This is a genomic window from Enterobacter cloacae complex sp. ESBL7 (genome assembly GCF_041679625.1).
Lineage (GTDB): Bacteria > Pseudomonadota > Gammaproteobacteria > Enterobacterales > Enterobacteriaceae > Enterobacter > Enterobacter asburiae_B.
The window spans coordinates 911,329-924,244 of the sequence record NZ_JBGORN010000001.1 but is presented as its reverse complement, the minus strand read 5'-3'; the positions used below and the strand labels follow the sequence as shown (position 1 = coordinate 924,244).

Below are 12,916 nucleotides of genomic sequence, written 5' to 3'. Positions count from 1 at the left end.
ATCCCTGCGAGTCATCGCATTGATTTTTAATGAGTAAATAACGTAATGACACAAATCCCCGTGGATTATGTCGCCGCGGGACTTATCAGGTACAGCGATTAATATCGATCTGTTCGATCGACGAAATTGATCGTGATGAAGCAAAAACGCTTATCGACAGTGATGACGATGTTTATCTAACTGAAGAAAAATCCCCACAGGGAGCGTGCCGCGCGGGCGACGGTGTGGGTGACGGCATGCAGCGCTGAACGGGCCACCTGCGGCAATGGGGCCAGGTCAATAACCTTATCGATGACGTCCACCACGGCATCACCGAAGCTGCCGCTGGCGGTGCTGATGATGGCTTCGGTGCGATACCCGTTCTGCAGGTGCGGCACAAGCGGGCTGCGGGCCTGCTTTGGGAGGCGGGTAATCATCGCTTCTACCAGACGTGACAGGCGATAACGTCCCCGGACTGAGACCGGCAGAATATCCTGCTCAGAAATCCCTAGCTGATGAGCTACCGCCAGTTGCTTCTGTGCAATATGCTCAGCCTGTAACGCCGAGGGCTGAGCCGATAACCAGTTCCACTGCTCGGCAGGTTCAGTTTTATCCACCTGGTTCAGCACCCATACCACTGACGGCATAGGCCCGCTGAACTGCGTAAATACGTCCTGATAAAACTGCTCTTCCACCGCATAAGCGCGGTCATCGGCCTTGAGCACCCACAGCACCATATCGAGCTGTGGCATGAGGTCACGATACAACTCACGATATTCGCCGTCACGGGCCTGGCTCTCACCCACGCCGGGTAAATCCACCAGCGTCAGATAATGGCTCCCGAAGCGCAGGCGGACACGCTGTGGCTGACGGGTACAGGCTTCCACCGCATTAACGGCGCAGACAGGGCTTCGGAACAACGCATTGCATAGCGAGGACTTCCCGACGCCAGTTTTCCCCATGATGCCAATCACGGGCTCATAGGTCACCAGCCGGTTAAGTTCCTGCAGTAGATGCTGACGCAGCGCGTGCGGATAACGCCGGAGATGGCGACGGATAAGGGCGTAGCCCGAGGGATGTTTCATATCGGCCTCTGAATGAAAAAAGGCCATCCAGAGAGAATGGCCTGCTGGAGTAAAACTGGAGGGAATTCACTGAGGTGATATATAACTGAGTTTTATTTAAAAAATAACACATGCTTTATATTAACTGGCAGGGTATAGCAAGACCGGTATTATTCGTCTGTTTTTTTCTGATAAAGAAAGTACCGATAAATATAAATTTCCGGAAGTTACTACTTAACTAATTTAGTCCAATACTGTCAGAACGGACTAAACATTAGCGTGTTATGTTGACTTGCTACATGGTTTGCTACTTATAATTCACCCGAAAGTTAATAACCAATAGGTGATTTATGAATGATTTCCCATTAAGCGCTATTCCGACATTCTTACGCGAGGCTATTAAAGATGTTAATAAGTTTACACAGGCATCTATTCCACTTATTGTATCATCAGCAATAAGCGCGATGTCACTGGCTTGTCAGAGCCTGATTGATGTCAGGGTAAATGAAAATGTGACTTCACCTGTATCACTGTTTCTGCTGGTCATTGCAAACTCAGGCGAGCGGAAAACATCAGTAGACAGAAAAATGCTTAAACCATTTTATCAACATGATGCGGACAACCTGCATCAGGCCAGACTAAAAGAAAAAGAACATGATGTTAATCAGATTATCTGGCATGAAAAACAAAAGGGAATGCGAAGTCAGATAAGAAAGGCTGCCGTAAAAGGGCAATGTACTAAAGTACTGGAACAACGACTACATGAATTAAACAATGATATGCCTGCGGAACCTAAAATCAGTCGAATTATTTACAGTAACGTTACCCCTGAGGCTTTACAGTTAGCGATGTATAACCACTCGTCAAATGTGGGGTTGATTGCAGATGAAGGCGCTAATGTCCTGGACAGACAGGTCATGAAAGATCTGAGTTTTATTAATTCACTGTGGGATGGTGTCAGTTTCCACGTGGAGCGTAAAACGACGAAGAGCTTCACAATAGAGGACGGAAATATCACACTATCCGTGATGGCACAAAAAAAGGTATTTGATTCCTATTTCAAAAGGCATGGTGAAAAAGCTCGCGGTAGTGGTTTTTTTGCTCGTTGCCTGGTGGTTCATATCGATGAAGGTCTTTCTACGCAAGGTGAGCGTTTTATTCGACCTCATTACCATGATTCATATTCTCTGGATGTTTTTCATCAGCGTATAGTCGATTTGCTAGAAGAGTCCCGGGCAAATGAAGATTCAAAGATAAAAAAGCAGTCTGTTTTTGAACCTGCCGCCCAGTATGAGTGGGACTGCATTTATAATCATATTGAAAGCCTGATTCGGCCTGATAAAGCGTATGGAAGCATGAATGACTTTGCTTCCAAACTGTCCAATAATGTTGCGCGATTATCCGCTCTGTTCGCCTATTTTATAGACGGCTCCACTACGATTAAAAAAGAATACGTTGAAAGTGCCTGGATATTATGCGAGTGGTATATGCAACAGGCTATGAACCTTTTTGCATATGAGGAGGGATATTATGAGGCATTATTATTGTCATGGCTGCATCGTAAAATGGACTCCACAGGAAAACGTTCTCTGAGGTTTAATAGCATCAGGCGTTTTGGACCTAATATCCTGCGAAAAGGAACGTTACTGGAAACCGTCATGAGTAACCTTGAAAAAGCAAAGGTGATAGATATTGATTATGGTCGATACGGGGCCAGAATGGTGTTCAAAGGCCGCGACTTTGATGATAATGCCTATACTAAAAACCCCGTTTTTTCATTCTATTGAGCTGCTACAGCTGCTACTGTAGCAGGTTATCACAGGGTAAAATGAGTGAAATAATGAAAACTAATATCAGAGTGAAATCATTATCACACTTATCATTTGCATGGGGTTTACTCAAGCGGAGGTGCTTATTGTTATATTTTTAGTGATGGATTAACTGTCGGTATAGTAATATATGTTTGTTAGTAATATATACTAGTAATACTTCTTAGCAATGACTGTTAGTCATATATATCTGTTACTGGTGTACATGTTGTTATTAATACCTGCACTATCTATCCAAAGTATTGATCATTAACATGCTAATACACTATACCCATACAGTCAGTTAATTATAACGCAATACACATTGAGTATGTAACACCATACGGTTAATGCTTACCACCCGATAATGTTCATATGGCATATCTGCATGTAACATTATCATGATGATTAATCGTATGGTTTCTTATTCCTGCTTACCTCAATCTTACCGATTGAGTGAAATATTTATTCAGGTATTAACATGCAACATAATTCCTTGAATGCTGATTACCAGAAAGCATTTTACGATGTTATTCGTAATGCAACAGAAGAGTTTCCTCGTACCGTAGCGTTACGTGTTGATTTACGTTTTCCCCGTCGCTATCAATATGGTGATTCGAACAAAGAGGTTACTCGTTTTATTGAATCACTGAAAGCTAAGTTGCTGGTCGATTGCCAACGTAAGAACCGACGATGGAAACGTAACCGATCTAATAGATTACGATATGTATGGGTACGTGAAGTCGGTGAACGTAATCGCCGTAAACATTACCATGTCTTACTGCTACTGAATAAAGACTTCTACCGTGGTGCCGGGCGTTATAATGCCGATGACAGTTTATACGCATTAATCCAGCAGGCATGGTGTAGTGCGTTAGGTCTGGATGCAGATAAATATTCGGGGTTAGCGAACATGGCTCATGGTGGGTGTTATTATTTAAACAGGAAATCCCCTAATTATATGCAACAGCTTACCGACTTATTGAAGCGTATGGATTACCTGGCGAAAAACCATACCAAGTGTTATGGCGATGGCTATAGGTCCATTGGAATGAGCCGGGGATAGGATTACCGAGAGGTATTGCCACGGGTGGAATGGTTGGCAGAACAGTTATGATTATTCCCTGATTGAGTATCGTGCTGGGGATAATAATGGATTTAACGTAGACGTGTGGGGAATGGTTACGGATATCCAGGCGATTCCCCCTGCCCTTTCTATTACCTACGTATTCCAGCCACATTGCCGTATTGCTTATTGACTTATCCCCCCCCCCTCAACTACCTGCGTTAGCAGCATCTGGCATCCGTAATATTCAATGGTTCTTTGCTGTGCGCATGGAACCATTGAGTTATTCGACACGCTGCACCATTTCTTTTCAAAATATAGAGATACTCTATGAACCATTCTTCACCTGCAAACATCGCGGATGCTGTGAATATACGAACGTTTCTGCAGCAGTATAGACCATTACCCACGGCTGGTGGCGTTCAGCTTTACGCTGGCACTACCGTACCGCGCAATCCACACCGATTACCGGTCATTGATACTGCGTTTCCATACCGAAGTCTGGCAGTGGATTGGCGAATATTCGTGGCACCGGCGGAGTTCACCGCCGACGCTGTTACGCTGGATATGGGCCTCAACCAGTGCGCCACAGTGCAAAATGGTGCTGCTGCTCAATCTCGATACTCTGGGGACAGCCCATGATGAAAGCGCTCAGCAGGCGATGAGAAAGATTATCCGCAATGCATGGCTGAGAGTTACCGGTTCTGAGCATCATGGCGTAACGAACATCACACCTATCATCAACAACCGCGCTGTACGGGGAGCCTTCACATCGCCTTTTAACCAGCTCAGAACACAGGTTCAGTCCATGGCTGCACCCATAGCGACAGCGCGGACGGGAATAGTGGATTAACGTGATTGTTCCCCTGAGACTGGCGACGATCACCACATAAAACGGTGGCGCTTATCCGATGTGTTTTCCGAGAAGATTTCTGACGAGTATCGCGGCATGTTCACGGGCCTGCTGGATGATGTCATCCTTATGGATAGAGCGACCGCAGTGAGCACAAGTGGTGCCGGTAACATCGTCCACATCGCTGATTTCCGTCCCGGTGTGTACGGCGAGATCGTGATTACAGCCTGGGCATTTAAATGGAACGTTACTCATTATTGTTGACCTTCTGCCTAAGGATATCAGGTGACTGACCGTAGCAACGACAGCGTTAATGCCGCAAGGCTCATTTGATCCCTGTCCCGAAGCAATGTCGATGTGTTGAAGTGGTCACATCGCAGACGAAAAAACAGGCTTGAACGAAGGGGGATGAACCACACCGATAGTGTCGCATTTCTGTTTGCACTGGCTTTTCCTGAATACCCGCGCTGCCAGCGTCTCTCCGGTAGCCCCTCCGGAATACCCATCGGCGATGAATATCTGCCTGTACGACGCACAGTTCCGGCTGTAAGGAACAACCTGTAACGATCTTTTTTTGCACGTTATCGTCACCCGGTTTGAGGATCGCTGTCGTTCATGTTCGCGCTTATTCGCGGCGCGTTCACCATCAGGCCCACCTGGATATTCTGAAGAACTGCCGCTCAGGCGAGAAGCCAGGTTTAACGGTTATCACCAGGACGAGAACATCATCATGACACCACATGCCACTGAACGTCTGCCGGACGGCGGAACCCCGGGCATCCTGAATGCCTCAGCCAGGGCTAAGGCCGCCGCAGAACTGGAACAAAAAGGTAATTATGGTGAAGCTGCCCGGTGGTGGCGGATGGCGGCAGAGGCCGCCCGCAATCCACGCCAGCAACACTGGCAGGAGTCCCGGGCCAGCCTGTGTGAACGCCGTCATCAGGCCCCGCTGTCACAGCCAGAGCGCTAACCCCGTTACCGGAGCGACATACATGCGATACCTTTCCTCGATACTTATCATCACCCTGACCGTGCTGTTAACGCCTCTGGTCCGGGCGGATACCCTGTCGATACTGCCCTGCGAAGCGTCAGATATTGTGGTACATACTGATGACCGGGGCGGTCTTTACGACGGAATGTCTCAAAGTGGTACGGCCCTGGTGTTACACAACACTGGCCCCGGAGCCTGCATGCTTCCGCCGCGACCGGTCTTAACCTTCAGCGACGCTGCACATCACCCGATGCCTGTTGAGCGACGCACCGTCCGGGGCATGAGTCCCGGCCCGGTGCTGCCGCCGGTGATAGTGCCTGCCGATGGTGAGCTGCGGATACTGTTGCGCTGGGTGTCCAGTGATGCGTTTGACGGCGGCAACTGTATCCGGCCAGCACTTGTTTCGCTGGATCTGACTGGAGGATCGCTGACGGTGCCTTTTGACCGCCAGATGTGTGCGGCAAAAGGGAGTACCGGCTATTACTCACAGTCGCTGACCGGTACGCCGTAAGCGAGCCGGGTATGAAAATCGGTTACCTGTTTCCATTGTCATTTTTGCAGTGACCGTGGCCCTGCTGTTGTGGTTTTTCCTGGGCGGTTATGCGCAGACAGGACAGTGATCAGATGCCGGATATTAATGTTAAGGAATATGAGTAATGGATGAAGTGGATCAGGCCAGCCAGGCCGAACAGATGAGGCTTGAACAGCTGCTTCGCAGCAGAACGCGGGCGTCGCTGCCGATGACAGGGCTGTGTCATAACTGCAGTGAACCTCTGGATAACGTGCATTTCTGTGACGCGGATTGCCGGGATGATTATGATAAACGGCAGCAGTCTCACCTGCGTCGTTAAAATCTCAGAGCAAATGGCCGCGGGATGAACAGCCATCCTCGGCATTGTTAATGCCTGTTGTGCATCAGAACTATGCCCATTTTTCATTTTCTTCATGCCCGTTGCCGTTTATACATTCGCTCCCTCCACCACAGTGGTGGTACAAGGTGATTGATGGGGACAAGAATGAAAAGTTTATCAGGTAAAACAGCACTCGTTACCGGGGCCGGTAGCGGTCTTGGCAGAGAAATCGCGTTATTGATGGCATCTGAAGGGGCATCGGTCGGAATATCGGATCTCAGTCTGGCCTCAGCCGAAAAGGTGGTCCGGGAAATCCAGCTTGCTGGCGGCGAAGCGCTTGCCATTGGCATGGATGTCTCGGACGAGCAGCAGACTCAGGAGGGAATCGACGCGCTGGTGAGTCGTTATGGCAGTCTTGACATACTTGTCTCTAATGCCGGGATCCAGATTGTCAGCCCCCTGGATGAATATACGTTTGCTGACTGGCGGAAGATGATGGCTGTACATCTTGACGGAGCATTCCTGACCACCCGGGCGGCACTGAAACATATGTACAAAAAACTGCAAGGGGGGACGGTGATTTATATTGGCTCCGTGCATTCGCATGAGGCATCCCGGCTGAAGGCGGCTTATGTGACCGCCAAACATGGGCTGATGGGGCTGGCTAAGGTGGTCGCTAAGGAAGGAGCTGTTCATAATGTTCGCTCGCATGTGGTTTGCCCGGGCTTTGTTGATACACCGCTGGTCAAAAAGCAAATTCCTGAGCAAGCCCGTGAGCTGGGTATCAGCGAAGAGGACGTTGTTAAAAATATTATGCTGGCGGAAACCGTTGACGGGCAGTTTACGTCGGCGGCAGATATCGCCGAAACCGTACGTTTTCTGGTGACATTTCCTTCCATGGCGCTGACCGGGCAGTCAATTACGGTCAGTCATGGATGGGGGATGCGCTGATGAGTAAAACCATGCAACGCAGTTTGCTCTCAGCTCTGGTGCTGGTGGCTTCCTGTTGTCATGCGGCTTGGGCAGTATCCGCTCAGGTGACCCGGGATACCCTCGGCACAATGGAGAAACACTATCAACAGATGTGGGAGAAAGAAAATGGCCCGCTGACGTTGGCCCCTCCCGCTCCCCTGGCGACGCTGTTATCATCGCTACCCAAAAACAACAATGACCCCGAGTATAGTACGCTCGACAGCCGTGATGCACTGGCTGCGCTGACACAAAAGTATGTGACGGATAAACAATCCGTAGCCCGGATTATTAATGTGGATGTCGCGGTACCGGGGCGAAAAATTCCGGTGCGGATCTACAACCCGCATCCGGATACAGCAACCGGGGTGATCTTCTTCATTCATGGTGGAGGGCATCTGAGCGGGTCGGTGGATGTATATGACCCGGTAGCCCGTCATCTGGCGGTTGCAACCGGCAATACCGTGGTGGCCGTGGACTATCGTCGGGCACCTGAATCCCCCTATCCGCAGGGACTTCACGATGCGCGTGATATCCTGATGCAGGTCTACGCTGTACTGGACCGGAACCATGTGTCCTGGAAGCCACAGCTGACCCTGGCCGGGGACAGCGGAGGTGGAGCATTCAGTGCCACACTGGCCGGAGATTTGCAGACTGAACACCCGGGCTTTATCTCCCGCCTGGTACTGATTTATCCCAGTCTGGATTACACGCTGTCCTGGCCTTCCGCTGATGAAAACGGGCAGGGTAAATTGCTTGATAAAAGCAAAGTGGCCTGGTACTTCAGTCAGTATTTTCAACACAATGAGGACAGAACGTCGCTTTCACCGCTATACAGGCCAGTTACGCGGGCGTTTCCGCCCACGCTGATTTTTAGTGGCGGTCTGGATCCGTTACGTGATGAGGATTTTGCTTTTGTTGCCCGACTGAAAGCCGCCGGTGTGCCGGTAAAACATGTGCATTTTCCGGGGATGGTACATGCGTTCCTGATGCTTGAAAATCTGGTGCCGCAGCAGGCTGAAGAGGTTTACAAGGCTACCGCTGATTTCATTGACTCACCTGTCAATTAGGTCTGAGGGGCCGTTTCCAGAACTGCCCCTGTTATTTCGTTAACAAAATATTTAATTTTCGTGGCGTGCTCTATTTTCATCAGGGCAGAAACACCGCCCTTTAAGCCTGCTGTCTGGTCGCTGCCAGTACAATTTCGCGGATACAGACGTTTTGAGGCTGCAGGTAAGCAAAGCGAATGGTATTGGCCACATCCTCAGCAGAAAGTACAACACCGCCCATATCCTGTTTCCATGCCTGATAACCAGACTTGATTTCTTCGTCAGTGGTATGACTCAACAATGCCGTTTCAACGGCCCCCGGCGCGATGGTGATAACCCTGACGCCGTGTGGAGCCAGTTCTTCACGAAGATTCTCGGAAATACCGTGCACAGCAAATTTCGTCCCTACATAAGCAACATGGTTCGGAAACGTTTTACGCCCTGCCACCGAGCTGATATTGATAATGGTGCCACATTTGCGGCTTACCATGCCTGCCGCCACGGCATGCACACCGTTCAGCACGCCTTTGATATTGATATCCAGCATCCGCTCCCATTCTTCAGGATTTTGCGTGGTCATATTGCCGAGCAGCATTACACCGGCATTATTAATCAGTGCGTCCACCGGACCGAAACGCGCCTCAGCCTCTCTCACCGCCTGAATAAATACTGTACGGTCAGTCACGTCCACCGATTTGCAAAGCGTATCTGGCAGGTTAAGCGCTTTCATTGGTTCACTACGGCGGGCAATCAGCAGAAGGGGATGCCCTTCTGCCGATAACAGTTGGGCGGTAGCAAGGCCGATACCGGAGCTGGCACCGGTGATAACAATCAGGGGTTTCTTTTCATATTGCATGCTGAACTCCACATAATTAAAAATGATAGCTAAAGCGACGGGTGGACTGTAATTCATCCACTTCAGGCTTTAAAATGGTTTTTTCTTCTCGCAGGCATCATTAAATATTATGGATTATCGCCAGCTTCATGCTTTCATCGCTGTTTTCGAGGAGCGAAATATTACTGGCGCGGCCCGTCGGCTTTGCCTCACTCAGCCCGCCTTGTCAGCCACCATAAAAATGCTTGAAGACGATCTCGGGACACCGTTATTTCTGCGTCAGCCACGCGGTGTGGAGGTGACGCAGGATGCAAGGATCCTTTACCCACATGCCCGACGTATGGTAGCTGAGTTGGATACACTAAGCCGTAGCTTCAGACGGGAGAGGCACCGACAGCCCCTTAACATCGGTATCGAGCATGATATTGCGGACAGTCAGTTAAACGCTTTTCTGCAGCACATCCGAGATCCGGAATTCTGTTTGCTGGTCACACTGGAGCCAGGCTGTACGGGGGATATTCGTTTTGGCTGTGAGGAACTGCGTTGTGAAGATGAGCTGTTCTTACCATTGCATACCGAGCCGTTTCTCCTGGCTCTCCCGGGCGACCACCCACTGACAGAGAAAACGACGGTGACCGAAGCGGATCTTCATGGTCTGTGCTGGGTAATGTGTCCTGAGCTGACATCACACCAGCGTCTGCTGCCGGTTTATGGTGCTACGGCAAATTCACCGGCAGCAAATGCCGGGACGTATTCTCTGGCACTCAGACTTGTCACGCAGGGACTGGGGGTTGCTATTGTACCGGAGTCACTGGCACGTGAACATTCGCAGGTGGTGACCAGAGCCCTGCCTGGACATCCACTCTCAAGACGAACGGGAGTCTGTTATGCAGTTCAGTCACTGTCATTTCCCGCCGTGGATCAACTCATCCAGCATTTAATGCGAATGACACGCTGATCAAGATTATGCATGTATGGTAATCGCGAATCGCGGTGGTTGGCCCTCGATTCACTGGGGGGCATCCTGCATCGCAACACGTTATTCAACCTCATCTAAATGCGCAGGATTTCCTGTCTCTGGGCCTTCAGTTCTCAACTTCAGCCAATATCTGTTACTGATGCCTTGCAGGTGCTATCAGTCCATGATGCAATCGGCGGTGCCTATTAGTAGGCTGTGGCGCGGGCTCCTGCTGTGCTTTTCCCATCGCTGCTTTTTTGTCTTCCATGTACTGCGAGTTTTCGGGGTTGATCACGGGACCTGGCCCAAATACAAGCGGTGGTTGTGTTGGAGCGGCTGCGCTAACGCTGTTCGTTGAATCTGCTGCAATAGCGGAGACGGCATATAGTGATGCTATCAGAGTGGCGAGTAATTTGGGTAATTGACGCATAGCGTTGTCTGTTTTATGGGGATCAGCCGATAGCATCCTGCCGGGAGCGGTGCGATATCAATTGCCAGGCGTGTTGCTGTTATTTCATTACCCACGAGGTTTGCCAACCATTGCAGAGCTGTATTCATCGTGGAGATTGCCCGATATCAACGCCAGTTCTCCGCGTTGTACCAGCATGATATAGCGCCATTTGCAGAACGTATCAGTCATTCCCGTTTCCGACATTGCCTGTCCGATAGCGTGAGCCAGTCTGGTTGGCTGCTCCCCGACAATTGATAACAGCCGGGTGTCGAAATACTCGATCGGACGTTCTGTCAGTCGGTTATTTTCTATAATGCGTATACCAACGCCCTGGTCGCGCAGTTTGACCCACTCATCAGCCAGCTGGCGGCGAATAGCGGGTGTCGCAGTCTGGCGTTCAGCAAAACGTAACTTAAGTTGCCCGACGGGGATCTGTGCAATTGCAGCGTGCGTCTGTCCGTCAGGATTATTCATATCGCGGGTATCGACCAGAACCTCCGTCACCCTGACGGTGTCATCCCGTAGCCACCAGTAAATACGGCGGCGAAGCAGTTGTTCGACAGGATGCGTTCCCGACCAGATGACGATTTCATCAACCCCCTCGCTTAGCGTACTCAGTTGCTGATGAACGTTCTGGAAAGTTGCAGCCCAGTTGATTCCGACATCGCCATAAGCCAGTGAAAAGAAGTCATTCCAGAAAGCGACGCGCTGAAGCGGAGATTCGGCATCGACATCTGTTAATGGACCAATACAGCAGTCGTCGGCAATATCCCTGATATCGGTGCCAAACAGCGATTTGAGACGTATTAGGGCCGAGCCAGCCTGACATACATGTCGGATATGAGTCTTCATTGGCGTTCCTCTGAAATCGTGTTGTTGTGTGCCAGACTCAAATGATCAAACGTTTCTTCACCTCGCGCTGGTAGGCTCCAGTTTCTGCAGTCAGGGGCCGCCCCAGGGCGTTATACTGGCAAATCACGACATCATCGTCAAAGCGCACCGGGTTCTGCACCGGATACTATGGAAATACCGACCTGGTGATACGACGAAATCGCAGGTGAATCTCCCCTGGGGACCGTCACAGCAACATAAAAAATGCCCGCAGGATACGGGCAAAGGGAAAAATTGAAGCAATCATCATCAGGATGCGATTGTCTTAACGTCGCTTTTTAACCGTCAGCACGGGACTGGAAATTGTCAAATTCTGCTAAAACTGCGAGAAACCCTAGGTCAATACCGTCGTCCTGAACAGCCATATGGTTCTCCGGGGTTAGTGATAACACGATTTTTGCATCCTTTGCATCGATCTTTTAGCCACTGCACAGTTAACAAAAAAACACAGGTCATACCTCTTGCTTAAGTTTAAATTCAGTTAACAATGATAAACATTAGCTAATCAGATAATAAAAATATTATTAATGGTGGAATAGCATTGTGAAAAGCAGGCTTTATCTGACGCAGCACGAAACGGAGTTAATACTGAGGGCGACGGAAGGTGAAAAGAACGGACTGCGGGATCGGTGCATGATCCTGATGTGTTTTTATCATGGTCTGCGGATCAGCGAACTGCTTGGCCTTACCGTCCGGGATATCGATTTAGCGGGCGGGACTATTTTTATCCGGCGACTGAAGAACGGTTTCAGTACCGTGCACCCACTCCAGCCGGAAGAGCGTAAGCTCATAGGGGAGTGGATGAGTCGCAGACCTTTATCGAAAGACGGCTGGCTTTTTCCCAACGCAAAGGGGAACCATCTCACCCGTCAGTATATGTACAAGCAACTGCGGCATTACGGGTTACTGGCCGGGCTGGCGGTACGGGTTCATCCTCATATGCTGCGCCACGCCTGCGGCTACGAACTCGCCGAGCAGGGGATGGATACACGATTAATCCAGGATTACCTGGGGCATCGTAATATCCGGCACACCGTGCATTACACGGCGGGGAATGCAGCCCGTTTCGCACAGACCTGGAAAAAGCAGCGCCAGGCGGTCGTGAGCGAGGAGAATGAGCGATGCGAGGTGAGGCCCATAACAGCCCGGGT

Annotated in this window: 13 protein-coding genes and 1 pseudogene; 10 read left to right on the top strand and 4 right to left on the bottom strand. The window is 49.9% G+C overall.

Features of this window, described 5'->3' with window-relative positions; translation table 11 throughout:
* Nucleotides 1-176 precede the first annotated feature (176 nt).
* Nucleotides 177-1,064 carry a GTPase family protein gene (locus ACERY3_RS04415; protein ID WP_373225152.1) on the bottom strand — a complete coding sequence of 296 codons (888 nt, stop codon included), beginning with the start codon at nt 1,062-1,064 and terminating at the stop codon, nt 177-179.
* Between the two features lie 329 nt (nt 1,065-1,393).
* Here ACERY3_RS04415 and ACERY3_RS04410 point away from each other — a divergent pair, with 329 nt between their 5' ends.
* The 3 genes from ACERY3_RS04410 (at nt 1,394) to ACERY3_RS04400 (ending at nt 4,770) form a co-directional block, all read left to right on the top strand.
* Entirely contained in the window at nt 1,394-2,830 is a 1,437-nt protein-coding gene (locus tag ACERY3_RS04410; protein WP_373225150.1) for a YfjI family protein, read from the top strand.
* A gap of 502 nt (nt 2,831-3,332) precedes the next feature.
* Nucleotides 3,333-3,917, top strand: coding sequence for an inovirus Gp2 family protein (locus tag ACERY3_RS04405; RefSeq protein ID WP_373225149.1), 585 nt, complete (start codon nt 3,333-3,335; stop codon nt 3,915-3,917).
* A gap of 415 nt (nt 3,918-4,332) precedes the next feature.
* Nucleotides 4,333-4,770, top strand: coding sequence for a DUF3296 domain-containing protein (locus ACERY3_RS04400; RefSeq protein WP_373225148.1), 438 nt, complete (start codon nt 4,333-4,335; stop codon nt 4,768-4,770).
* Between the two features lie 51 nt (nt 4,771-4,821).
* Here the strand turns inward: ACERY3_RS04400 and ACERY3_RS04395 are convergent, their stop codons facing one another.
* The gene (locus ACERY3_RS04395) at nt 4,822-5,025 is read right to left on the bottom strand and encodes a hypothetical protein (RefSeq protein WP_373225147.1); all 204 of its coding nucleotides are present in this window, start codon (nt 5,023-5,025) and stop codon (nt 4,822-4,824) included.
* A 475-nt stretch (nt 5,026-5,500) separates the two neighbouring features.
* Between ACERY3_RS04395 and ACERY3_RS04390 the strand changes: the two genes are divergently transcribed.
* From ACERY3_RS04390 to ACERY3_RS04370, 5 genes are all read left to right on the top strand, one after another.
* The gene (locus tag ACERY3_RS04390) at nt 5,501-5,740 is read left to right on the top strand and encodes an ANR family transcriptional regulator (RefSeq protein ID WP_373225146.1); all 240 of its coding nucleotides are present in this window, start codon (nt 5,501-5,503) and stop codon (nt 5,738-5,740) included.
* Between the two features lie 22 nt (nt 5,741-5,762).
* Entirely contained in the window at nt 5,763-6,272 is a 510-nt protein-coding gene (locus ACERY3_RS04385; RefSeq protein WP_373225145.1) for a DUF4232 domain-containing protein, read from the top strand.
* Between the two features lie 145 nt (nt 6,273-6,417).
* Nucleotides 6,418-6,612, top strand: coding sequence for a hypothetical protein (locus tag ACERY3_RS04380; protein WP_373225144.1), 195 nt, complete (start codon nt 6,418-6,420; stop codon nt 6,610-6,612).
* Between the two features lie 165 nt (nt 6,613-6,777).
* Entirely contained in the window at nt 6,778-7,563 is a 786-nt protein-coding gene (locus ACERY3_RS04375; RefSeq protein ID WP_373225143.1) for a 3-hydroxybutyrate dehydrogenase, read from the top strand.
* Entirely contained in the window at nt 7,563-8,651 is a 1,089-nt protein-coding gene (locus tag ACERY3_RS04370) for an alpha/beta hydrolase (protein WP_373225142.1), read from the top strand. Before ACERY3_RS04375 ends, ACERY3_RS04370 begins: the two co-directional genes overlap by 1 nt.
* Nucleotides 8,652-8,751: 100 nt before the next feature.
* Here the strand turns inward: ACERY3_RS04370 and ACERY3_RS04365 are convergent, their stop codons facing one another.
* Nucleotides 8,752-9,543: an SDR family oxidoreductase gene (locus ACERY3_RS04365; protein ID WP_373225141.1), complete on the bottom strand. Its 792-nt coding sequence runs from the start codon at nt 9,541-9,543 to the stop codon at nt 8,752-8,754.
* A 52-nt stretch (nt 9,544-9,595) separates the two neighbouring features.
* Between ACERY3_RS04365 and ACERY3_RS04360 the strand changes: the two genes are divergently transcribed.
* Nucleotides 9,596-10,423 (top strand): LysR family transcriptional regulator, encoded by an 828-nt coding sequence (locus ACERY3_RS04360; RefSeq protein WP_373225139.1) that lies wholly within the window; start codon nt 9,596-9,598, stop codon nt 10,421-10,423.
* 517 nt (nt 10,424-10,940) lie between these two features.
* Here the strand turns inward: ACERY3_RS04360 and ACERY3_RS04355 are convergent.
* The gene (locus ACERY3_RS04355; RefSeq protein WP_373225138.1) at nt 10,941-11,726 is read right to left on the bottom strand and encodes a DUF3658 domain-containing protein; all 786 of its coding nucleotides are present in this window, start codon (nt 11,724-11,726) and stop codon (nt 10,941-10,943) included.
* 582 nt (nt 11,727-12,308) lie between these two features.
* Between ACERY3_RS04355 and ACERY3_RS04350 the strand changes: the two are divergent.
* A pseudogene (locus tag ACERY3_RS04350) lies at nt 12,309-12,887 on the top strand (tyrosine-type DNA invertase); the annotation flags it as partial.
* Nucleotides 12,888-12,916: the final 29 nt, after the last annotated feature.

What these genes read in the sequence shown, in the direction of transcription:
- ACERY3_RS04415 (WP_373225152.1), bottom strand. Translation starts at nt 1,064, where the DNA reads ATGAAACATCCCTCGGGCTACGCCCTTATCCGTCGCCATCTCCGGCGT.
- ACERY3_RS04410 (WP_373225150.1), top strand. Translation starts at nt 1,394, where the DNA reads ATGAATGATTTCCCATTAAGCGCTATTCCGACATTCTTACGCGAGGCT.
- ACERY3_RS04405 (WP_373225149.1), top strand. Translation starts at nt 3,333, where the DNA reads ATGCAACATAATTCCTTGAATGCTGATTACCAGAAAGCATTTTACGAT.
- ACERY3_RS04395 (WP_373225147.1), bottom strand. Translation starts at nt 5,025, where the DNA reads ATGAGTAACGTTCCATTTAAATGCCCAGGCTGTAATCACGATCTCGCC.
- ACERY3_RS04390 (WP_373225146.1), top strand. Translation starts at nt 5,501, where the DNA reads ATGACACCACATGCCACTGAACGTCTGCCGGACGGCGGAACCCCGGGC.
- ACERY3_RS04385 (WP_373225145.1), top strand. Translation starts at nt 5,763, where the DNA reads ATGCGATACCTTTCCTCGATACTTATCATCACCCTGACCGTGCTGTTA.
- ACERY3_RS04380 (WP_373225144.1), top strand. Translation starts at nt 6,418, where the DNA reads ATGGATGAAGTGGATCAGGCCAGCCAGGCCGAACAGATGAGGCTTGAA.
- ACERY3_RS04375 (WP_373225143.1), top strand. Translation starts at nt 6,778, where the DNA reads ATGAAAAGTTTATCAGGTAAAACAGCACTCGTTACCGGGGCCGGTAGC.
- ACERY3_RS04370 (WP_373225142.1), top strand. Translation starts at nt 7,563, where the DNA reads ATGAGTAAAACCATGCAACGCAGTTTGCTCTCAGCTCTGGTGCTGGTG.
- ACERY3_RS04365 (WP_373225141.1), bottom strand. Translation starts at nt 9,543, where the DNA reads ATGAATTACAGTCCACCCGTCGCTTTAGCTATCATTTTTAATTATGTG.
- ACERY3_RS04360 (WP_373225139.1), top strand. Translation starts at nt 9,596, where the DNA reads ATGGATTATCGCCAGCTTCATGCTTTCATCGCTGTTTTCGAGGAGCGA.
- ACERY3_RS04355 (WP_373225138.1), bottom strand. Translation starts at nt 11,726, where the DNA reads ATGAAGACTCATATCCGACATGTATGTCAGGCTGGCTCGGCCCTAATA.